The sequence below is a fragment of the Virgibacillus sp. JSM 102003 genome (genome assembly GCF_041949995.1).
Taxonomy (GTDB): Bacteria; Bacillota; Bacilli; order Bacillales; family Amphibacillaceae; genus Lentibacillus.
The window spans coordinates 72,186-94,493 of sequence record NZ_JBHFQH010000010.1; the positions used below are offsets into that span (position 1 = coordinate 72,186).

The window sequence follows — 22,308 nt, forward strand, 5'->3', positions numbered from 1 at the left end:
TGCTCTCTCCCGGTTAGGGCCTGCTCTCTCCCGTTTTGGGGCTGCTCTCCTTCTGGAGTCCAGTTATCCTCAGCACTCAAATTTTATAATTTCCTAAACAAAAATAAAACCATGCGTAAATCCCTGGATTTACACATGGCTCCTGATTCTCTATATTAAGGAAAAGGTATGCTTGAAGACAAATTTATCCTTTTTCTTCTGCACTGGATAAATTGTTTAAACGATCCGCAAAGGCAAGTCTACCACTGATAGGTTCAGAATCGTCTGTTAAAATAACTTCTTTTAGTTCATAAGCATTTGAACCGTGTTCCGCAAAATCAAGGCCAGCAATTTCCTCTTCTTCAGAAACACGAATAGAAGAGAAGCGTGTAACGATAAATAAGAATGTTCCCATTGCTCCCATTGTCCATGTTATCACGGCAAGTACCCCAATCAGTTGGATCATTAATTGAGAAATGCCTCCACCATAGAAGAGACCATTTGAAGTAGAGAATAACCCTACTGCAAGCGTCCCCCAAATACCACAAATTCCATGAACAGTAATTGCACCAACCGGATCATCAATTCTCAATTTCGTATCAAGTAAACGAATTCCTTCGACCAGCACAATACCCGAAACTAATCCTACTAGTATGGCACCCCCAAGTGATATTTCAGCACAGCCAGCTGTAATTCCTACCAGTCCAGCCAATACGCCATTAAGTGATAAGGAAGCATCTACTCTTTTAAATCGAAGCTTCGTATAAAGAGCTGAGGACACTAATGTCGCTGATGTTGATAAAAGAGTTGTGCCAATTACCATCGGAACAAGTTGAGGGTCTGCAGCCAATGTACTCCCTCCATTAAACCCAAACCACCCTAACCATAGAATAAATATCCCAAGTGCTCCAATCGGAACGTTATGTCCTGGTATTACATTAACTTTCTTGCCTGTATATTTTCCGAGTCGGGGGCCTAAGAATAAAACAGCTGTTAGTGCCCCCACAGCACCAGTTAAGTGAACAACAGTAGACCCAGCAAAATCACTAAACCCTAAAGCTGTCAGCCAGCCATCCCCCTGCCAAATCCAGTGCCCAACTACGGGGTAAATCACAGCTGTCATCGCGACAACAATCAATACATAACTGCTTAGTTTCATTCGCTCAGCAACTGCTCCAGAAATTATTGTGGCACAAGTTGCAACGAACATTGACTGGAAGACGAAGAAACTGATATCTTCTACACCACTTAACAAAAACCCGTCAATCCCAATAATTGTTCCCAATGAGGTACCAAACATTAATGCGTACCCTAATATATAAAACAGAATTGCAGCAACACTAATTGTTATAAAGTTTTTCATTAAAATATTCAATGAATTTTTAGCTCTTGTAAACCCTGTCTCAACCATCGCAAATCCTGCATGCATAAAGAACACTAAAAACGCAGCTACCATTACCCAAACAAGATTTACGGATAATTGCAGGGATTCCGAAGTCGGTGCAGCATAAGCTGTTGAAGATATCGAAAGAAAAATAATAAATAAAAGTATACTTCTTTTGAACATGTATTTACCTCCTAAATATTAGATAACTGCATTTTCTCCACGTTCGCCTGTTCGAATTCGAATCGTTTGCTCAATTGGTGAGATAAATATTTTACCGTCACCAATATCCCCTGTACTGCAGCTTTCAATAATCAAATCAATAATTTCATCTACTTGATGTTCATCAGCTACTATTTCCACCTTAACTTTTGGTAATAACTGTACCTGGAAAGTAGTTCCGCGAAAAACTCCAGTTTGCCCCTTTTGTTTTCCAGTCCCAGCAGCCTCCGTGACAGTTAATCCCCCAAGTCCAATCGCAGATAGTTTATCACGAAGTACTTGAAACTTTCCTGGGCGAATAATCGCTTCTATCTTTTTCATATGTCAATCTCCTTTCCTTTTAATGTTAGTTTTCCTTACATAAAAAGTTATGTTAATTATCATAAGTTAATAAAACAAAAAAATCAAGCGATTTTATAAAATTATTTTGAAAATTTAAACGAAAGCGTTTACAAAGAATTGCATGAAAAAGAACTTGGAAAAACATCCAAGTTCTCAATAAATTTCTTCTTTTATTTATTTAATAACTTCTTTTCCGCCCATATATGGACGCAATACCTCAGGTACTGCAACAGATCCATCCTCCTGCTGGTAATTTTCTAAGATGGCAGCAACAGTACGACCTAATGCCAATCCTGAACCATTTAATGTATGAACAAATTCAGGTTTACCTTTTTCTTCACGACGGAAGCGAATTCCTGCACGTCTTGCCTGGAAATCTTCAAAATTAGAGCAAGAAGAAATTTCCCGGTACGTTTCCTGACTTGGAATCCATACTTCTATATCATATTTCTTGGCAGCGGTAAAACCTAAATCACCTGTACACATGCTCATAACTCGGTATGGCAGATTTAACAGCTGAAGCACTTTCTCCGCATTTCCTGTTAACGTCTCTAATGTCTCATAAGAATCTTCTGGTTTAGCAAAATGAACAAGCTCAACTTTATTGAACTGATGCTGACGAATTAAACCACGTGTATCTCTTCCCGCAGATCCAGCCTCAGAACGGAAACATGCACTAAAAGCTACATATTTTTTAGGCAAATCCTCATTTTTTAAAATATCATCACGATAATAATTTGTTACAGGTACTTCTGCTGTCGGCACAAGAAAGTAGTCCCAATCAGCAATTTTAAACGCATCTTCTTCAAACTTTGGAAGCTGGCCTGTTCCAGTCATACTTGTCCGGTTAACCATGTATGGTGGGAGCATTTCCTCATAGCCATGTTCATCAGCATGCAAATCCATCATGAAGTTTAACAGTGCACGCTCAAGTCTTGCACCAAGCCCTCTATAAAATACAAAGCGGCTTCCTGTTACCTTTGCAGCACGTTCAAAATCAAGAATATCCATGTCAGTTGCTATATCCCAATGGGCTTTCGCTTCAAAATCAAATGTTGGCATGTCTCCCCATTTCCGTGCTTCCACATTATCCTCTTCATCTTCACCAATTGGAACACTCTCATGTGGAATGTTTGGAATAGATAACATCATATAATTTAGCTTTTCCTCTATTTCTTTTAATTCATTATCAAGCGTTGAAATTTGTTCGCCAACCTCACGCATTTCTTTAATCGCAGGTTCTGCATCCTTCTTCTCCTTTTTCAAGACAGATATCTGTTTAGACGCTTCATTACGCTTAGCTTTCATCGTCTCAGTTTCAGCAATCAGCTTCCTGCGTCTTTCATCTAGCTCACCAAACTTATCCAGTTCTGACAAATTCTCACCACGATGAGCCAACTTTTCTTTCACTTCCTGAAAATTATTACGCAAAAATTTCATATCAAGCATGTTAAATCCTCCTTGTTATAATTATTGTCTAATACCAGCCTGTTTTTTTGAGAATAAAGGCTGTTTCTTAACAGTTTGTTGCTATTGATATAAAATACGAACTTAAATGGAATAATTGTTGAGTGCTATGACACCGCTTCGGAAATACACTTCGCGCACCTAGGGCGGCTGATGAGCCTTCTTGCTCCTACGTCGCTGCGTAGTCTCATCTAGGCCTCAGCTCCCACAGGAGTCTACGTGTATTTCCTCCGCTGGATTTTGCTCACTTTATGTTGTAAATTAGTCAATTCCTACTGTGACATTGCTTCTTATCCACAGGGAATACTTCAGCCTCTAATCAAGAACCCTCTATCAGTGGAGGCAGAATACGTAGACTCCTATGGGAACAGCACGTTCCGAAGACCCCGGAAGAAGCAACTAAATGACGGCCGACTAAAACCGTCCTTTGCGGACAACGTCGGCATACCCCTTGCCGGGGCAAGGAGGCTGAGGTCGTGCCCATGGAAAGCGAAGTATTCTGCCGGAACGAATCTAAGCACTCAACAATCATTAGAAATTAGAACTAAAGATAAGGCTAAAAATTTTTTCATTACTTCGCAGTCTATATCAACTCGTCTAAGGTTCTTTGCTTGGATAAGGCCATTCTTTAAGAACACTGCCTAAATAAAAAACTCCCGTCCCTAATATAATAGGGACGAGAGTATTATTCCCGCGATGCCACCCTTGTTGAAGAGATAGAATCTCTTCCGGCTCAAATAAAATAACGGTTTTTAACCGGGTTTACCTACTTAAAAATTCAGCAAACCAGTTCGAGGATGGATTCACAGAATGCCTCATATCGGTTCTCACCTGCCACCGACTCTCTGAAAAAGAACTTCTGTTACTAATTCCTCTCATTACTGATTACATATTATGATATATCATAGCCAACTTCAGACTAAGATGCAAGTGTTTTCTTAGATTGTTCCACCATTCGGGCAAAATATTCAATGAAACGATTATCATCCGTTAATTCAGGATGAAATGCTGTACATAAATATTGTCCCTGTTTAGCTGCCACAGCTCGTTCCTGATAGGTAGCAAGAACTTCTACTTCAGGTCCTGCTTTTAAAATATATGGTGCACGAATGAATACTGCATTAAAATCATCGCCTACATGTGCAACTTTTAAATCTGCTTCAAAGCTTGCCACTTGTCGGCCAAATGCATTGCGTGCTACCTTCATATTCATTAACCCTAAATGAGCGTCATCCTGACCTTCAATTTCATTTGCCATTAGAATAAGCCCCGCACATGTTCCAAATACTGGCTTGCCTTGTTTACCAAATGCTTGAATAGCATCGAAAAAGTCATAGCTGTTAATCAGCCGGCGCATTGTGGTACTTTCTCCTCCAGGGAGGATTAAACCATCAATAGCCTTAAGCTGTTCTATACGTTTAATTTCAATTGCTTTTGCACCTGTTGCCTCGATTGAACGAATATGTTCACGAACAGCACCCTGTAATGCAAGCACACCTATTGTATTCATGTGTATTCCTTCTTTCTATTCACTGCGATCTTGCATACGATCTTGTGCTTCCAATGTGCTCATTTCAATACCTTTCATTGCGGTACCAAGACCCTTGGAAAGCTCGCCAATCAGCTTATAGTCTGTGTAATGTGTTGTTGCTTCAACAATTGCTTTTGCAAATTTTTGAGGGTTGTTTGATTTGAAAATACCTGATCCAACAAATACACCATCTGCGCCTAATTGCATCATTAACGCTGCATCGGCTGGTGTAGCAATGCCGCCTGCCGCAAAGTTAACAACCGGTAAACGTCCTTCTTCTTTAATTTCTAATAATAAGTTATATGGTGCACCAATTTCTTTTGCAAAAGTCATTACTTCATCTTCTGACATTGACGTTAGCATTCTGATTTCAGACTGTACCTGACGCATGTGGCGAACTGCTTCTACAATGTTCCCTGTACCAGGCTCACCTTTTGTACGAAGCATTGAAGCACCCTCACCAATTCGACGTGCAGCTTCACCTAAATTACGGCATCCACAAACAAATGGTACAGTGTAATCCGATTTCTTTAGATGAAATTCTTCATCTGCTGGTGTTAATACTTCACTCTCATCAATATAGTCAACGCCCATCGCTTCAAGCACACGAGCTTCAACAATATGTCCAATTCGTCCTTTTGCCATGACTGGGATTGAGACAGCATTCATTACTTCTTCCGTAATTTCAGGACTTGCCATACGAGCTACGCCACCGGCTGCACGGATGTCAGAAGGAACACGTTCAAGCGCCATTACAGCAACTGCGCCAGCTTCTTCTGCAATTTTTGCTTGTTCTGCATTAACGACGTCCATGATGACGCCACCTTTTTGCATTTCTGCCATACCACGTTTAACACGTTCTGTACCTGTATTCGTCATAGTTATTCCTCCTATTTTGCAAATCTCTCTATTAAGACTATTTTACTACTTATTCGTCTTAGAACCAACCTTTAACAGTATCGACAACTGTACTGAACAAGCCTGTAAAGAAGTCACCAATTGCACCAATTGTTAGCATAAACCAATTATCTTTTTCAACAGAGTCCTGTGCCACAAGATCTACCGTAGTCTTATCGTTTCCTGTCGAAATATAGCCGTAGTCTGTTTCACCATTAAAAACAAGTTCAGCAGTACCTACTTTTTCGCCTTTTTTAATTGGTGCTGTCAGCTCACCATCTTTATTGAGCTTATCTTTATCCAAATGATATTTGAGGTTGTATTTTTTAGCCTGTTCACCTTTAACCGGTACAACAAACGAATTATTTGTTGCAATCTGTACGGTATCTTCTTTTCCTTTTGCAATAGGAAGTGTTGATTTATCTTCTAATTGATATCCTTTAGCAAATAACTCCTTTTGATCAAAATTGTTAAATCCATAATCCATTAATTTTGCTGTTTGCTGGAAACGTGCTTCTACACTTTCTGTTTTCATTACTACAGAAATAAACCGTTGTCCATTTCGCTCAGCAGTCCCTGCAAAACAATAACCAGCTAGATCTGTATGCCCGGTTTTTAAACCATCAATACCTTTATAATAGAACTGTTGTAAGGAGCTTGCTGTTTCTGGGTCATGAGGCAGCATCCAATTCCAGTTTCGTATCGTTTGCCCATCAAATTCTGCTGAAGGGACACTTGAAATTGTCAGTGCCTTAGGGTAATCATTTACTAAGTTATAGGCAAGCAATGCTGTGCTCCTAGCTGATAACCTGTTACTCGCATTAGGATCAGTTCCCTCTGGATAGTTTTCACCTAAATCTGAGTTAGCAAGACCTGTGGAATTAACGAATTTATAATCAGGAAGTCCCATTTCTTTTGCTTTAGCATTCATCATTTTGACAAATTCACCTTCGGAACCGGCAATTAGTTCAGCAAGTGCGATTGATGTAGCATTATCTGAGTTGATTGCCATTGCTTCATACAATTGTTTAACTGTATAATCCTTGCTTTGAGTTAATCCTACACCAGAAAAAGAAGTATTTGCAGATATTTTATAAGCATAGTCACTAATCTGTGTTGTCGTATCCCAGCTGATTTTTCCTTTCTCGATGGCTTCCCAAACAAGATATTCTGTCATCATTTTAGTCATACTTGCTGGAGGTAATGCGATGTCAGGGTTTTTTGAGAATAATATCTTCCCAGTTTCTGCATCAACTAAAATAGCTGATTCCGCTTCTACTTTAGGCCCTGCTGCTTTTGCAGAAAGCGGTTGTCCGATTATTGTTGTCATCATTACGATAGCAATTAGTAAAAATGACAAACCTTTTGTTAATTTATGTTTCACTTTATTTTCTACCTCCACCTGAAAATGATATATATTTAACTTTCGAGTCAATTTCATAATTACTTACTTCTATTAAGTCCAAAAAATCTTACGAAATAAGGTTTTACCACTCTTGAATTCAACGAGTCTAGCACATTTACAAATACTGCTTTATTTTTAAAATATGAAATTGATTCGTTCTATGAAAAATTGAATTTACCTTTGATATTTTACCATAAATATGGCCAAAAAAATAGACAGAGAATAGTCCCTATCTATTTCTTTGCTTGAATAGGAAATACTTACTAATTTAACTAATTAAACAGAGTAATTTGGTGCTTCTCTTGTAATTTGTACATCATGTGGATGGCTCTCTCTCAAGCCTGCATTGGTTATCCGGATAAAGCGAGAATCATTACGTAATGATTCAATCGAATCCGTTCCACAATACCCCATCCCCGCACGTAATCCTCCAGCTAACTGGTGAATCGTATCGGCAAGTGGCCCTTTATAGGCAATTCTCCCTTCAATGCCTTCCGGTACAAGCTTTTTAGTATCTTCTTCTGCACCCTGGAAATAGCGATCCTTCGAGCCTGCTTTCATTGCACTTACTGATCCCATTCCACGATAAACTTTATATTGTCTTCCTTGGAAGATTTCAGTTTCACCAGGACTTTCCAGTACACCAGCAAACAAACTGCCAAGCATAACTGCACTTGCACCAGATGCCAGTGCTTTTACGATATCACCAGAATACTTAATTCCGCCATCAGCAATAACGGAAACACCGTATTTATCGGCTGCTGCTGCACAATCATGTACGGCTGTAATTTGCGGTACACCTACACCAGCAACTACCCTAGTTGTGCATATTGATCCCGGACCTATACCAACTTTAACAATGGTTGCACCTGCTTCTATTAATTCAACTGTTGCACTTGCTGTCGCAACATTTCCAGCAATGATATCCAAGTCAGGGTATGTTTCCCGTACAAGGCGAACTTGCTCTAAAACACCAGCTGAATGGCCATGTGCTGTATCAATAACAATTACATCAACACCAGCATCTACAAGTTTTTCAATACGTTTTAATGAATCCCCTGTAACACCCACAGCTGCACCTACAAGTAACCTGCCTTGTTCATCTTTTGCTGAATTTGGAAATTCAATCACTTTTTCAATATCTTTAATGGTAATTAACCCTTTTAGCATATCTGTTTCGTCAACAAGAGGAAGCTTTTCAATCTTATGTTTTTGAAGAAGTTTCTCTGCTTCATTCAATGTTGTCCCAACAGGTGCGGTTACCAGGTTTTCACTTGTCATAACTTCTTTGATAGAGATGGAGTAATCCTGGATGAATCGTAAATCTCGATTTGTTAAGATACCTACCAATATCTGTTCGTCTATGTTATTTACAATTGGAACCCCCGATATACGGAACTTGCCCATCAGATGTTCAGCATCATATACCTGATGCTCTGGTGTCAGAGAAAATGGGTTAGTAATAACACCACTTTCAGAACGTTTTACGCGATCCACTTGTTCTGCTTGATCTTCAATTGACATGTTTTTATGAATAACACCAAGTCCTCCTTGACGTGCCATTGCAATAGCCATTCCTGATTCGGTGACGGTATCCATGCCAGCACTCATGAATGGTGACTTAAGTTTTATCTTATTGGATAATGCTGTACTGACATCAACATCTTTTGGCAAAACCTCTGATTTAGCTGGTAGTAATAGAACATCATCAAACGTTAATCCTTCTTTGGCGAACTTGTCTTCACGCATAATTTCTCCTCCTATCCAAATTAGTGAACATCCTGATAAAGTGACTAAATTCTATTCTATTGGTCAAACTATACTAGCAATTCTATTGTTATTTACAATACGTCAACTCTCGCGCTTTTTCAACAAGAGAATTGGCTGATTCAAATAGAAAGTAGATTCTAAATTTTTTAAAATTTAGGAGGGAATATATTTATGAAAGAAATAGATATTAATGTACTTTATACCTACCTCCAATCGCAGCAAACAGCACAACAATTTTTATATGATTGTTATCAAAACCTGGATGGAGTCGAAGCATCAGCAAAGAGCTACGAAAACTGCAATTCGTTCATGTATTATCTGGATCATGGAATTCAGTTTTATGAAAATGGAAAAAATCTCGATATACTGTTCCAGCCTATTATGTTCTTTTATGGTATGGTCCACTTGCTCAAAGCGAATTTATTAACAATCCGTCCGCATTATCCGGAATCAACAACAATCCTTGCACATGGTGTTTCAAGTCGAAAACGTAAGAAAAAAGACTATTCATTTATGGAAGATGAGGTAAAAACGCAACAGAATGGATTATTTCCTTATTTCTCGAAACATTTGTTTTCTGTAAGTCAAACACCTTTTGAAAAGTTTAAAATGGAAGACCTATTAGGATTAATCCCTGAAGTATCTTCTATGTTTACGTTTCAAAGTCAAAAAAAAATGATTACTGTTGGAGAAGTTGGAAGGTCAGAACTATATTTTCCCAACGAAATATTGGATAACTATCATTTAACAGCGAAATCATTCATCCAACGAATAAGTGCTCATTTACCTGTAATGGAACAAACGGAAATAAATAAAAATTCCTTCTGCATAAAACTTTCAGTACCGTTACACAAACCCAACGGTCCATTTTTTACACATATAAGTAATAATTTAATATATTTTCCGCTTCACCGGAGAAATTACTTACTAAATTCAGAAGTGATGGTTCATTATTTACTTTTATACAATTTAAGCATGCTGTGTCGATATGAACCAGAATGGTGGGGAGATCTCCTGTCTGCCAAATCCGAAATAGACTTTCCATTTATTACATACTTTTTACAAAATACAGCTGATAAAATACCATTATTACTAGGAGAAAAATTACTGGAGAGAACTAGCCTTAACAACTAGTTCCCAATGATTTCACTAATAAATAGTGAGGATTCATTTTTTAATGTAACAATTTCGTTTGATTCCTCCACTCGTACCATTGGCCTGGTGGGATACCTTTCTTCAACAAAAACTATTTCACCTAATTGATTCGTTGACAGTCTAACCCTTGTTCCGATTGAAAAATTGGCTAAGCTATTAATAAATGATTGCACTACTTGATGGTCGAGTTTTGTGAATTGATCACGCTGCAATTTTTCAATAACGTTGAAAGGCGACTGCTTCTCTTTGTATAAGCGCTCACAAGTCATTGCATGGTATATGTCACAAACTGCAATAATCCGTGCATAAATATGAATATTTTCTTTTGATAAACCAATTGGATAACCTGACCCGTCCATTCGTTCATGGTGCTGTAGCACTGCTAACTTAACTTCTTTCGTAATAGTTGGGATTTTTTCAATATAACGATATGAATAGGTTGGATGTTTCTTTATTTCCTGGTAGTCAGAAAAGGTTAAGGATCCGGTTTTAGTAACAATGGTACTATCAAGTCGGGCCATCCCACTGTCACTTAAAGATCCAGCTAACCCAATTTGCAGCCATTCTCCTTTTTCAAACCCCATCTTCCTCGCCAGATATGCCGAGAGAATACCAACCGCTATACTGTGATGAAAAATATAATCCTTTTTGTCAGCATAGTGATGTAACGTGTATACTGCCGTGCTAATATCATCCATTCGTTCAAACAGCGGAATTAGTATATTACGAACTTCCGGCATATCAACAGCTAAGTTATTTTGCCATTTATTAAATAGCTTTTTATAGTTACTTACAGCATTCCTGTAATGATCTTCGAATAATTCTGCGTATTGTTTCTTATTGGATTGTTCTTTTTTCTTTATTTCTTCTTTGTGTACAAATTTAGGTTTAAACACTTGTCCATCTTCAAGCTTTGCAGATACATCGACCGTTTCAACCAGAAACTTTTCAAGCAGGGTAATATGCTCCTCGGTTAAAACAGTGTGCTGTGGAATAATCGGTTTGTTAGACTTACCTGTAACATTTTTTAACAACACACAGCCTGGAACTAGTTGTGATGGTTCAACACGCATTAATTTCCCCCCTTTTATGTAATACAAAAAGGTGACTCCAGAAAATGAATTGACTATTTTCCTTGTAGAGTCACCTTGCCAAATTACATCATCATCCTGTTGTTAATCTTCCTGATCATTTGTATCTTCAGTAGTTTCATCTGTACTTTCCTCTAGTGATTCACTTTCTTCTTCCTCTTCTTCACGTTCAATTTTAGCAACGGTAGCAACTTCTTCTTCATCCTGCAAGCGAATCAGCCGAACGCCTCGTGTATTACGGCCTGTTTGTGAAATACTTTCAACAGGAATACGAATCAAAACACCTGCTACTGTTATAAGCATAATATCTTCTTCACCTGTTACAGCTTTTACTGCAACAACATGATTCGTGTCATCAAGTTTACATGTGAATATACCTTTACCACCACGCTTAGTGGTTCGATACTGCTCTTCAGGTGTACGCTTCCCGACACCTTTATTTGTCACATGCATTATTTGTACGCCCTCATCGAGAATCTCCATGGAAATAACTTCATCATCACCACGCAAGGAAATACCACGAACCCCTGCTGCCGTTCTTCCCATTGAACGTACTTGGTCCTCAGGAAAACGAATCAGATAACCATTTTTGGTACCAATCATAATATCTTTTGTACCGTCAGTTAAGCGTACGGAGATTAATTCATCTTCTTCCCGGAGTCCTACAGCAATTAGTCCACCTTTTCGGATATTAGCAAAATTTGATAACTGTGTACGTTTTGAAATACCATGCCTTGTCGTAAAGAACAGGTACCAGTCACTGCTGAATTCATTTACCGAAATAACAGCGTTAATCCATTCATCCTTCTCAATTTGCAGCAGGTTAATAATCGGAATACCTTTTGCGGTGCGATTAAATTCAGGAACTTCATATCCTTTAGATCGGTAAACTTTTCCTTTATTTGTAAAGAACAGCACCGTATCATGTGTGGAAGTAGATACCAAATGTTCAACAAAGTCATCTTCATTAGTTCCCATTCCCTGAATCCCTCGACCACCACGCTTTTGTGTACGATAAGTAGATGCAGGAAGACGTTTGATATAACCCTGATGTGTGAGTGTTATAACAATATTTTCTTCTGGAATTAAATCTTCGTCTTCAAAAAAGTCGGCTCCGCCAATAACAATCTCAGTACGGCGCTGGTCATTGTATTTCTCTTTAATTTCTCTAAGTTCTTCCCTGATTATTTCTAATACTTTCTCTTCATCTGCGAGAATAGCCTTTAATTCATTAATAAGCTGAATAAGCTCACTATATTCATTTTCTATTTTTTCACGTTCCAGCCCAGTCAAGCGCTGCAGACGCATATCCAGGATAGCCTGCGATTGTTTTTCGGTAAGTCCGAATCGCTCGATTAATTCCTCACGGGCGATATCCGCAGTTTTAGAATTACGAATTAGTGAAATAACTTCATCCAGATGATCCAACGCAATACGAAGGCCTTCCAGAATATGCGCACGTGCTTCAGCCTTACGTAATTCAAAGGCAGTACGACGCTTAATAATTACCTTTTGGTGCTCTAAATAGTGTTCCAGACATTGTTTAATGTTTAACACTTTTGGCTGGCCGTCAACAAGTGCAAGCGTATTTATACCAAAGGTAGTCTGCAATGCCGTGTATTTATATAAGTTATTTAAAACAACATTTGCATTTACATCACGACGTAACTCCATAACTACACGAAGGCCATTACGGTCTGATTCATCACGTAAATCGGTTATACCATCAATTCGCTTATCTCGAACAAGTTCGGCAATCTTCTCAATTAGTTTCGCTTTATTTACCTGATAAGGTAGTTCAGTAGCGATAATTTTAGGCTTACCATTTGATTGTTCTTCGATATGTACTTTGGCACGAATTATGACAGAACCTTTTCCTGTTTCAAATGCTTTACGAATTCCACTACGTCCAAGGATTTCTCCGGCAGTAGGGAAGTCTGGGCCATAAATATGATTTTCCATTAATTCATCTATTGTAATCTCCGGGTCTTCACTGACAGCTAAAACAGCGTCAATCGTTTCACCAAGATTATGTGGTGGAATATTAGTTGCCATCCCAACCGCGATACCTGAAGTCCCGTTAACAAGCAAATTAGGAAAACGTGCTGGAAATACAACCGGTTCACGTTCTGTTCCATCATAGTTATCCGCATAATCAATTGTGTCTTTATTAATATCGCGTAAAAGTTCCATCGATATTTTCGACATTCTTGCTTCTGTATAACGCATTGCTGCTGCTGAATCGCCATCTACAGAACCAAAGTTACCATGTCCATCCACTAGCATGTTCCGATAACTGAAATCCTGAGCCATACGAACCATTGCTTCATAAACAGCAGAATCACCATGTGGGTGATACTTACCAATTACTTCACCAACAATACGTGCCGATTTTTTATAAGCTTTATCAGCGTGCATACCAAGATCGTTCATTGCATACAATATTCTACGGTGAACAGGCTTCATTCCATCACGTACATCTGGCAGTGCACGTGATACGATGACACTCATTGCATAATCAAGAAACGACGTACGCATCTCCTGACCAATATTAATTTCTTGAACGTTTGGACGTTGTTGGTCCACCATTAAATTACCTCCAAATCTTTAGAAAACTTGGCTTGTCGTTAAAGGGATTCTTATGAAAGTGTATGTTGCTTTCTTAGAACCCCTTATACTCTGGAGTGCAAGCCTTAATATAGATAAGCCTTAGTTGCACTTATGCAGTAAGAAAGGATTTATACTTTCTTAACTGCAAACAAAGTGCTGACGCCTTAATTACGACTTGCACTAAACAGATATCATCAAATTTTCTTATCTCATTAGTAAACTGGACATACCCCACCAACCATTAATGGCGAGGTGTCTTGTAGTTATGCTTTTTCTTAAAGCTATTTGGTAAAGTGATTGTTGTTTTTGACACAAAAATCTTAATACTGCGTTGCACTTATGCAGTAAGAAAGGAGTTATACTTTCTTATCTGCTAACAAAAAGCAGCATTTACAACAGCTTTACTTAAACATCCAAATTCTGAACATATTGGGCATTTTCCTCGATAAAGTTTCTGCGTGGTTCTACTTTATCACCCATTAGCATATCGAAAATCTGGTCAGCATCTATTGCATCCGTTAAATCGACTTGAAGCAATGTCCGTGTATCCGGATCCATTGTTGTTTCCCATAGCTGTGTTGCATTCATCTCACCAAGACCTTTGTAACGCTGCAGTCCTGGTTTAGGAGATTTAGGGATTTCTGCCATAATCCGATCTAATTCCTTATCGTTATACGCATAGTGTGCTGCCTTACCTTGTTGAACTTTATACAGAGGTGGCTGAGCAATATAAATATAGCCATGTTCAATTAATGGCCGCATATAACGATAGAAAAATGTTAATAGTAAGGTACGAATGTGAGCACCATCAACATCAGCATCTGTCATAATAACAATTTTATGGTAACGTGCTTTTGTTATATCAAAGTCCTCCGCAATTCCGCTGCCAAGTGCAGTGATCATGGAACGAACTTCGTTATTGGAGAGAATTTTGTCCAAGCGCGCTTTTTCAACGTTTAGGATTTTACCACGTAATGGCAGAATAGCTTGGAAATGACGGTCACGTCCCTGTTTTGCTGAACCACCGGCAGAGTCACCCTCAACAATATATAACTCACTAATATTGGCATCTCTTGAAGAACAATCAGCGAGTTTACCAGGGAGATTTGAGATTTCAAGAGCACTTTTACGTCGTGTTAGTTCACGCGCCTTTTTTGCTGCCATTCTGGCACGTGATGCCATTAATCCTTTTTCCACCACTATTTTGGCAACATCAGGATTTTCAAACAGGAATTTAGAAAATGTTTCACTAAATGCTGAGTCCGTAACAGTTCTAACTAAACTATTTCCCAGCTTTGTTTTGGTTTGCCCTTCAAACTGCGGATCAGGGTGCTTAATCGAAATGATTGCTGTCAATCCTTCACGTACATCATCACCTGTCAGATTCGGGTCATTTTCTTTAAACATATTGTTCTTACGTGCATAATCATTGATTACACGAGTTAATCCCGTTTTAAACCCTGACTCGTGAGTTCCACCCTCTATTGTGTGGATATTGTTTGCATAGGAATAAATATTACTTGCAAATCCATCATTATATTGAATGGCAACCTCTACTGCTATACCTTGTTCTTCACTTTCAGCATAAAATGGTTCATGTAATACTTCACGCGTCCGGTTAATGTATTCTACGTATGATCTGATACCACCCTCGTAAAAATAATTAACAGGCTCTTCATCTGTTCGCTTATCTTCAATTGTGATTGATAACCCTTTATTCAGAAAGGCAAGTTCACGTATACGTTGTTCTAGTTTTTCAAATTCATATGTTATTGTTTCCGTAAATATCTCAGGGTCTGGCTTAAAATGAGTGACTGTACCCGTAATATCTGTTTTGCCAACCACTGTAATATCACCCTGTGGTACTCCTTTTTCGAAACCTAAAAAATAAACTTTTTCATCACGATGAACATAGACTTCCAAGTTACTTGAGAGAGCATTAACAACAGAGGCACCAACACCATGCAAACCGCCTGAAACCTTATAACCGCCACCACCGAATTTACCACCGGCATGAAGTACAGTCATAATAACTTCAAGAGCTGGTTTCCCGGTTTTTTTCTGAATATCAACTGGGATTCCACGTCCATTATCTTTTACCGTGATACTATTATCCTTCTCAATTATCACCTGAATATGGTCACAATGGCCTGCTAATGCTTCATCAATACTGTTATCTACGATTTCCCAAACAAGGTGATGAAGTCCTCTTTCACTTGTTGATCCAATATACATGCCAGGTCTTTTTCGTACTGCTTCTAATCCTTCAAGTACCTGTATCTGATCTGCACCATATGCTTCTTCGTTTCTCATTTTTTCGTCTGACATTTTTTCACCTACGTTTCTTTAGAGGTTAAACATTTCGATTTATAGATTCATGGTCTTTAATCAAGCTCGTCTGAAAAATCATCTAATTTACTAATTGTCGAGATCATACTGGCTCGTTTTTTTAAAGTTGAAACCGATAATGTACTAAAATAAACTTGCTCATTTGTAATGACAACTGACTTTGCTTCATCAGTTGGACCAAAAACTCTTTCTTCACTTTTCACATTATTCATCATCTCTTCCATAATGATCGATGATGATATGACATTCCGATCAATTATCGAAATAACGTCCTTTGATTGGATAACATTGTCATTTCCAATATGTATAAACATTGTATCCCTCCACGATTATGTATCTACAGTCCCATTATTTACGTGAAACAACTCAGCTTCTCTTAATGTTTCGTGATTTATACCATCTACACTAGTGGTGGATACAAAGGTTTGAACCTTCCCTTGAATTGTATTTAATAAATGGGATTGTCTGTGATCATCAAGTTCACTTAACACATCATCAAGCAGCAAAATGGGGTATTCACCAACCTCATTATAAATTAATTCTATCTCAGCAAGTTTTACAGACAATGCTGTTGTTCTTTGCTGTCCCTGTGAACCAAATGTCTGAACATCTTTATTATTTACATGAAACACTAGATCGTCTCGATGTGGTCCTATTAAAGTTGTCCCACGCTCAATCTCTTTTTCTTCGATCTCTTGAAATTTATTTGTATATATAGAATCTATTTTCTCCTTATTTGCCGCTTCTGATACTTCGATTGTCGAGGTATAACTGATCTCAAGCTGTTCCAGCTCACGACTTATTCCATAATGGATTGGGGTTGCCCATTTTCGAAGCAATTCCAAAAAGATAAATCTGCGTTCTAAAAGGGTGGCAGCATGTTCAATTAGTTGTTCTGTTAAAACATGCAACATGGTTCGATCTTGTTTTTCTCTGCGTTGCATTTGTTTTAGTAAATGGTTTCGCTGTTTGAGGATTTTTTGGTATTGTCCTAAATGATAAATATACCTAGGCTGAATCTGTCCAAGCTCCATATCGATAAAACGCCTTCTGATTTGCGGTGGTCCCTTTACTAACGTTAAATCCTCTGGTGCAAACATGACGACATTCAAGGCACCAATGTAATCACTTAACTTTTTTTGTTCAATTCGATTTAACTTTGCCCTTTTCCCTTTTGTCGATAGAATAATTTCAAGCGGAAACGACTGTTTTCGTTTTGTAACCCTACCCTCTATTCTAGCATATTCCTGCTCCCATTGGATAAGTTCTTTTTCCCTGGGGGTTCGGTGTGACTTTGTAAATGCTAGAACGTAAATAGCCTCCATCAGATTTGTTTTCCCCTGGGCATTTTCACCGATAATAACATTAATTTTATCATCAAATGAAATTTCCAAATGGTCATAGTTCCGGTAATTTTTTAATTGTAGCTGTTCAATATGCATGGGAATTCCTCACGATTAGTCTTTAGTAACAATGTAAGAGCCAATACTTTCTATCTCTACCACATCATCAGGGTAAAGTTTTCTGCCCCTGCGATGATCCAATTCGCCATTAACTAATGCACCTTGGTCCTGTAAAAATGCCTTTACCATACCACCTGATTCCAGAATGTTTATCAATTTTATAAACTGACCCAGCGTAATATAGTCTGTATTTATTTCAATTTTTTCGTGCATTTTTATCACCAAATCTTTTTAAAGTATTGTAAATAGCGTTTCAAATGTGCCTTCTTTCTATTTTACTAAAGTTTTGGTGTTTAGGGAAGGCAAGACCCTTAAATGCCTTAAAAAGGCTTTAAAAAGTGTCAGGAACATAACATTAAAGACAAATAATAACAGGAACGGGAGTTAAGAAACGTTCATTTTCAATGATTTGATCAAATACATAGTTGATATGAATGTGACGTAGTTAAAATATTTTTTGCTGCGTTCCCTATTTTTAATGAAGGCTGAGTGCTTCTATTCGTTCCGGCAGAATACTTCGCTTTCCATGGGCACGACCTCAGCCTCCTCAGAAGCAAAGAACGCTTCTTCCGGGGTCTTCGGAACGTGCTGTTCCCATAGGAGTCTGCGTATTCTGCCTCCACTGGAAGAGGCTTTCTTGATGAGTGGCTGAAGTGTTCCCTATGGATAAGAAAATTAAGGATAAACAATCCCAGCGGAGGAAATACACGGAGACTCCTGTGGGAGCTGAGGCCTAGATGAGACTACGCAGCGACGTAGGAGCAAGGAGGCTCATCAGCCGCCCACGGAAAGCGAAGTGTATTTCCGGAGCGGCATAATAGCACTCATACCTGTTAAAAAAGTACGTCGCAGTTTTTATCTAAATTAGTAAAAAAAATAAATCCGAACTAATTCGAATTCCATTATAAGAAATTTGAATCATAGTTCGGATTTTACTTTGGCCCAAACACTGTTGTCTCAGGACTTTTTTAAGACGTAATATTGGTTGATTAATACGTTCGAACAGGCAGGATTAATTGTAATATCGGATCATTATTTGCTGGTTTTATAATAAATGGCCGCATTGCCCCTGTGAATTCAACCTTAACTTCTTCATTTTCAATAGCTTTTAAGGCATCAAGCATATATTTGGAGCTGAATGAGATTTTTAATTCCTCACCTTCAATGGATTGTACAGCGATTTCTTCTGCAACACGTCCAACTTCAGGTGAGTTACTGGTGATCTCCAGTAAATTATCACCTTTTGTTGTTAATTTAACAACATTATTTCGTTCCTCTTTTGCAAGAAGAGATGCACGATCAATCGTATTTATAAGTTCTTTTGTTTTTACATGTAATACTGTTTTACTTTGCTCCGGAATCAAGCGTGATGTTTCTGGATAATTCCCATCCAATAATCTGGATAAGAAATTTAAGTGTTTTGTACGAAATAGTATTTGATTGTTGGTAACACTTATTTCAACGTTTTCTTCCGTATCATCTAATATTTTATTTAGTTCAGTTAAACTTTTTCCTGGAACAACAATACTTGGAAGATCTCCATTGTTTTCTTTAACAGGAATTTCACGTGACGCTAATCGATGACTGTCTGTTGCAGTAAATATTAAAGTTTCATTTTCCAGTTTCATATTTACACCTGTCAGGATAGGGCGCGTTTCCATTGTTGAAACAGCAAAGACAGTCTGTTTAATTAAACTTTTAAATAAATCAGTAGGTATTTCAAAGCTATTATCTGTTTGTAACTTTGGTAGTTGTGGATATTCTTCTGCATCTTGTCCATTTAGATTAAACTCTGCTTTTCCTGATCGGATGGTAACTTTTAAATTAGAATCTGCTTCAATTTCAACCGTTTTTTCTGGTAGTTTACGAACAATATCGGGAAAATAACGTGCTTGTAATACGATACTACCTTCTTCAATTTGTTCTACATGAACAATTCCATTCTCTTCTGCTGGAATATGCGACTCAATAGAAATATCTGAATCACTTCCTGTTAATGTTATTCCATTTGATTTCGCTTCAATTTTCATTCCCGTCAGGATTGGAATTGCAGTTCTGGAAGAGATTGCCTTCATTACGTCTTGTACACCATTAATTAATTGTTCACGCTGAATAATAAATTTCATTGAATTTATTCTCCTTTTTGGACATATATTATTTCTTTTATTTATAAAAATATAGTAATAACAGTAATAGGGCTTGTGATTATGTGGACAACCGATTCAAATTCAACTGAGATAAAGTTATCCCCATGTGGACAGAATGTTTATAAGTATGATCCTACATTCACATTATTAACATGTTGATAGGTTAAAAAGATTTCAACTGTTCTTTTAACTCTTCAATATCTTTGTGCATTAGTGTATCATTTTCCATCATTTTGCTTATTTTTTCATGTGCGTGTATAACAGTTGTATGATCACGGCCGCCAAACTCTTCTCCTATTTTCGGTAATGAAAAATCAGTCAGCTCCCTTGAAAGATACATTGCAATTTGTCTCGGGAAAGCAATGGATTTTGTGCGTTTTTTGGCCATAAAGTCTTCCAGCTTAATATTGTATTTTTCTCCTACGGCTTCCTGTATCCCGTGGATTGTAATAGTACGAGGTTTATTGCTTGGAATAATATCCTTTAGTGCATCAGCTGCAAGTGATGCGTCAATATCCTGGTTTACTAAAGAGGAATAAGCCACAACACGAATTAAAGCTCCTTCCAGTTCACGAATATTTGTATCAATTTGATTTGCAATGTAAAGCATTACCTCACTTGGAATATCAAGTCCTTCTGCTTTAGCTTTTTTACTTAAAATAGCAATCCTCGTTTCGAGATCTGGAGGGGTAATGTCTGTAATTAAGCCCCATTCAAATCGTGAGCGTAATCGATCTTCCAGTGTTGGTATTTCCTTTGGAGGACGATCACTCGAAATGATAATTTGCTTATTTTCTTCATGTAATGTATTAAATGTGTGGAAAAACTCTTCCTGGGTTTGTTCTTTACCAGCAAGGAATTGAATATCATCAATTAATAATACATCAATATTTCGGTATTTGTTCCTGAAACTGGTAGCTTTATTGTCCATAATGGCGTTAATAAATTCATTTGTAAATTTTTCAGATGATAAATAAACTACTTTCGCCTCAGGATTGTGGTCTTGTACATAATGACCGATGGCATGCATTAAATGTGTTTTACCAAGTCCAACTCCACCATAAATAAATAATGGGTTATATGCTTTAGCTGGAGCTTCCGCAACTGCCAATGATGCTGCATGGGCAAAGCGGTTACCAGACCCAATAACGAATGTATCAAATGTATATTTTGAATTAAGCATTGTTTTTGGTGCATCAAAACTACCATTATTTTTCATTGCAGGTACTTTTTTAGGAGCAGCATCGATTTCATCTACCTGTTCTTGAGATTCTGGAATAATAAATTGCGTAGACAGGTTTGCACCAGTTATGTCTACTAAAATATCATTAATAAGCTGCGTGTATCTGCCTTCTAACCAGTCCCGTGCAAATTCATTTGGTGCTGACACAATTAATGTATCTTCTTCAAGTTTTTCGGCTTTTGTATTTTTTAACCAAGTGTCAAAACTAGGTTTGCTGATCTTCTCTTCAATTTTTTCTAATGTTGCTGTCCATAATTCATCAATGTTTTCCAACCTGGTTCACCCCTTTCAATAACTGTAATTGACAGAAAAAACCTCTCTCAATCTTCATTATTAATAACAACGGAAGACGGAAAGGCATTATGTATAGAATAAGAATAAAAACATATTAATTTTTTAAATTGTGGATAGTAAAAGACAGTAATAGTAACGGTTTCGTCAGGTTATATACGATATCCACATTTTTGTTGATAAGATGATGAACAGAGGTGTGAACAAATGTCCACAGTTTTTCCACAGATTGTGGATAAGCAAAAACCTGAAGATAGATTTACACATATTAAAACACAAATATAATACCAAAAAAATAGAGAAGTTGCAACGGCTATTCGACAGTTATCCACAAAAATCAGCACTTGTAGACAGGAATTATCCACACTAACATATTATGTGGTTATCTTGTCGATAATTGTTGTGGATAATAAATTTACGAAAAAAGAAGTTTAACATTGATATGTGGATAAAAAATTCTCTCATGAAGTTGACATATGTCCGATGTTTTAAGTATAATGACTTAGACTGTCTACTTGATAAGTTATTTGTAATTTGGAGTTTTAATTCCTCAGGGAGGTGCAAGATAAATGAAAAGAACATTTCAACCAAATAATCGTAAACGTAAAAAAGTACACGGCTTTCGTAATCGTATGAGTTCGAAAAATGGACGTCATGTTTTGGCTCGTCGCCGTCGTAAAGGAAGAAAAGTATTGTCTGCATAGGCCACTGAAAAAGATCTCAGTGGTCTTTTTTCCACCTAGGATCGTTATTAGGGTGTATGAAAAACAGATTTGCAGTTAGCGGACTATTAGAAAACTTGGCTTATCGCCAAGCTTTAATATAGATAAGCCTTAGTTGCACTTATGCAGTAAGAAAGTATTTATACATTCTTAACTGCTTAAATAGAGCAGTGGTTCTTATAAGTAGGACCGCTGCTTATTAAACGTAAAGCTTTATTCTTTAATACGGTAGAGAGTTGA

17 protein-coding genes and 1 other annotated feature are annotated in these 22,308 nt (G+C 37.6%); of the genes, 2 read left to right on the forward strand and 15 right to left on the reverse strand.

What is annotated here, in order from left to right; genetic code table 11:
* Nucleotides 1-184 precede the first annotated feature (184 nt).
* The 7 genes from ACE1TG_RS12315 to guaB form a co-directional block, all read right to left on the reverse strand.
* Entirely contained in the window at nt 185-1,546 is a 1,362-nt protein-coding gene (locus ACE1TG_RS12315) for an ammonium transporter (RefSeq protein ID WP_375052684.1), read from the reverse strand.
* Nucleotides 1,547-1,564: 18 nt separating this feature from the next.
* Nucleotides 1,565-1,906 (reverse strand): P-II family nitrogen regulator, encoded by a 342-nt coding sequence (locus ACE1TG_RS12320; protein WP_375052685.1) that lies wholly within the window; start codon nt 1,904-1,906, stop codon nt 1,565-1,567.
* Nucleotides 1,907-2,101: 195 nt separating this feature from the next.
* Entirely contained in the window at nt 2,102-3,376 is a 1,275-nt protein-coding gene (serS, locus tag ACE1TG_RS12325) for a serine--tRNA ligase (RefSeq protein WP_375052686.1), read from the reverse strand.
* Between the two features lie 687 nt (nt 3,377-4,063).
* Nucleotides 4,064-4,282, reverse strand: a binding site (T-box leader).
* 31 nt (nt 4,283-4,313) lie between these two features.
* Nucleotides 4,314-4,904, reverse strand: coding sequence for a pyridoxal 5'-phosphate synthase glutaminase subunit PdxT (gene pdxT / locus ACE1TG_RS12330; protein WP_375052687.1), 591 nt, complete (start codon nt 4,902-4,904; stop codon nt 4,314-4,316).
* A 15-nt stretch (nt 4,905-4,919) separates the two neighbouring features.
* Nucleotides 4,920-5,804, reverse strand: coding sequence for a pyridoxal 5'-phosphate synthase lyase subunit PdxS (gene pdxS / locus ACE1TG_RS12335; protein WP_375052688.1), 885 nt, complete (start codon nt 5,802-5,804; stop codon nt 4,920-4,922).
* A 58-nt stretch (nt 5,805-5,862) separates the two neighbouring features.
* The gene (locus ACE1TG_RS12340; protein WP_375052690.1) at nt 5,863-7,206 is read right to left on the reverse strand and encodes a serine hydrolase; all 1,344 of its coding nucleotides are present in this window, start codon (nt 7,204-7,206) and stop codon (nt 5,863-5,865) included.
* Between the two features lie 297 nt (nt 7,207-7,503).
* The gene (gene guaB / locus ACE1TG_RS12345) at nt 7,504-8,976 is read right to left on the reverse strand and encodes an IMP dehydrogenase (protein WP_375052691.1); all 1,473 of its coding nucleotides are present in this window, start codon (nt 8,974-8,976) and stop codon (nt 7,504-7,506) included.
* 192 nt (nt 8,977-9,168) lie between these two features.
* Here guaB and ACE1TG_RS12350 point away from each other — a divergent pair, with 192 nt between their 5' ends.
* The gene (locus ACE1TG_RS12350; protein WP_375052692.1) at nt 9,169-10,131 is read left to right on the forward strand and encodes a YaaC family protein; all 963 of its coding nucleotides are present in this window, start codon (nt 9,169-9,171) and stop codon (nt 10,129-10,131) included.
* Here the strand turns inward: ACE1TG_RS12350 and ACE1TG_RS12355 are convergent.
* The 8 genes from ACE1TG_RS12355 to dnaA all read right to left on the reverse strand — a co-directional run bounded on the left by ACE1TG_RS12355 (nt 10,128) and on the right by dnaA (nt 21,328).
* On the reverse strand, nt 10,128-11,225 hold the full coding sequence (locus ACE1TG_RS12355; protein ID WP_375052693.1) for an HD-GYP domain-containing protein: 1,098 nt from the start codon (nt 11,223-11,225) through the stop codon (nt 10,128-10,130). The two genes, ACE1TG_RS12350 and ACE1TG_RS12355, sit on opposite strands and share 4 nt — an antisense overlap.
* A 102-nt stretch (nt 11,226-11,327) precedes the next feature.
* Nucleotides 11,328-13,832, reverse strand: coding sequence for a DNA gyrase subunit A (gene gyrA, locus ACE1TG_RS12360; protein WP_375052694.1), 2,505 nt, complete (start codon nt 13,830-13,832; stop codon nt 11,328-11,330).
* Between the two features lie 426 nt (nt 13,833-14,258).
* A complete protein-coding gene (gyrB, locus tag ACE1TG_RS12365; protein ID WP_375052781.1) occupies nt 14,259-16,166 on the reverse strand; it encodes a DNA topoisomerase (ATP-hydrolyzing) subunit B in 1,908 nt (635 codons plus the stop codon).
* 71 nt (nt 16,167-16,237) lie between these two features.
* Entirely contained in the window at nt 16,238-16,516 is a 279-nt protein-coding gene (gene remB, locus ACE1TG_RS12370) for an extracellular matrix regulator RemB (RefSeq protein WP_375052695.1), read from the reverse strand.
* A 15-nt stretch (nt 16,517-16,531) separates the two neighbouring features.
* Nucleotides 16,532-17,644, reverse strand: coding sequence for a DNA replication/repair protein RecF (gene recF, locus ACE1TG_RS12375; protein WP_375052696.1), 1,113 nt, complete (start codon nt 17,642-17,644; stop codon nt 16,532-16,534).
* Nucleotides 17,645-17,659: 15 nt separating this feature from the next.
* Nucleotides 17,660-17,878: a S4 domain-containing protein YaaA gene (gene yaaA / locus ACE1TG_RS12380; protein ID WP_092491003.1), complete on the reverse strand. Its 219-nt coding sequence runs from the start codon at nt 17,876-17,878 to the stop codon at nt 17,660-17,662.
* A gap of 776 nt (nt 17,879-18,654) precedes the next feature.
* Nucleotides 18,655-19,791 carry a DNA polymerase III subunit beta gene (dnaN, locus tag ACE1TG_RS12385; RefSeq protein ID WP_375052697.1) on the reverse strand — a complete coding sequence of 379 codons (1,137 nt, stop codon included), beginning with the start codon at nt 19,789-19,791 and terminating at the stop codon, nt 18,655-18,657.
* A gap of 184 nt (nt 19,792-19,975) precedes the next feature.
* A complete protein-coding gene (dnaA, locus tag ACE1TG_RS12390) occupies nt 19,976-21,328 on the reverse strand; it encodes a chromosomal replication initiator protein DnaA (RefSeq protein WP_375052698.1) in 1,353 nt (450 codons plus the stop codon).
* 587 nt (nt 21,329-21,915) lie between these two features.
* Here dnaA and rpmH point away from each other — a divergent pair.
* Nucleotides 21,916-22,050, forward strand: a complete 135-nt coding sequence (gene rpmH / locus ACE1TG_RS12395) for a 50S ribosomal protein L34 (RefSeq protein WP_375052699.1) — start codon at nt 21,916-21,918, stop codon at nt 22,048-22,050.
* Nucleotides 22,051-22,308: the final 258 nt, after the last annotated feature.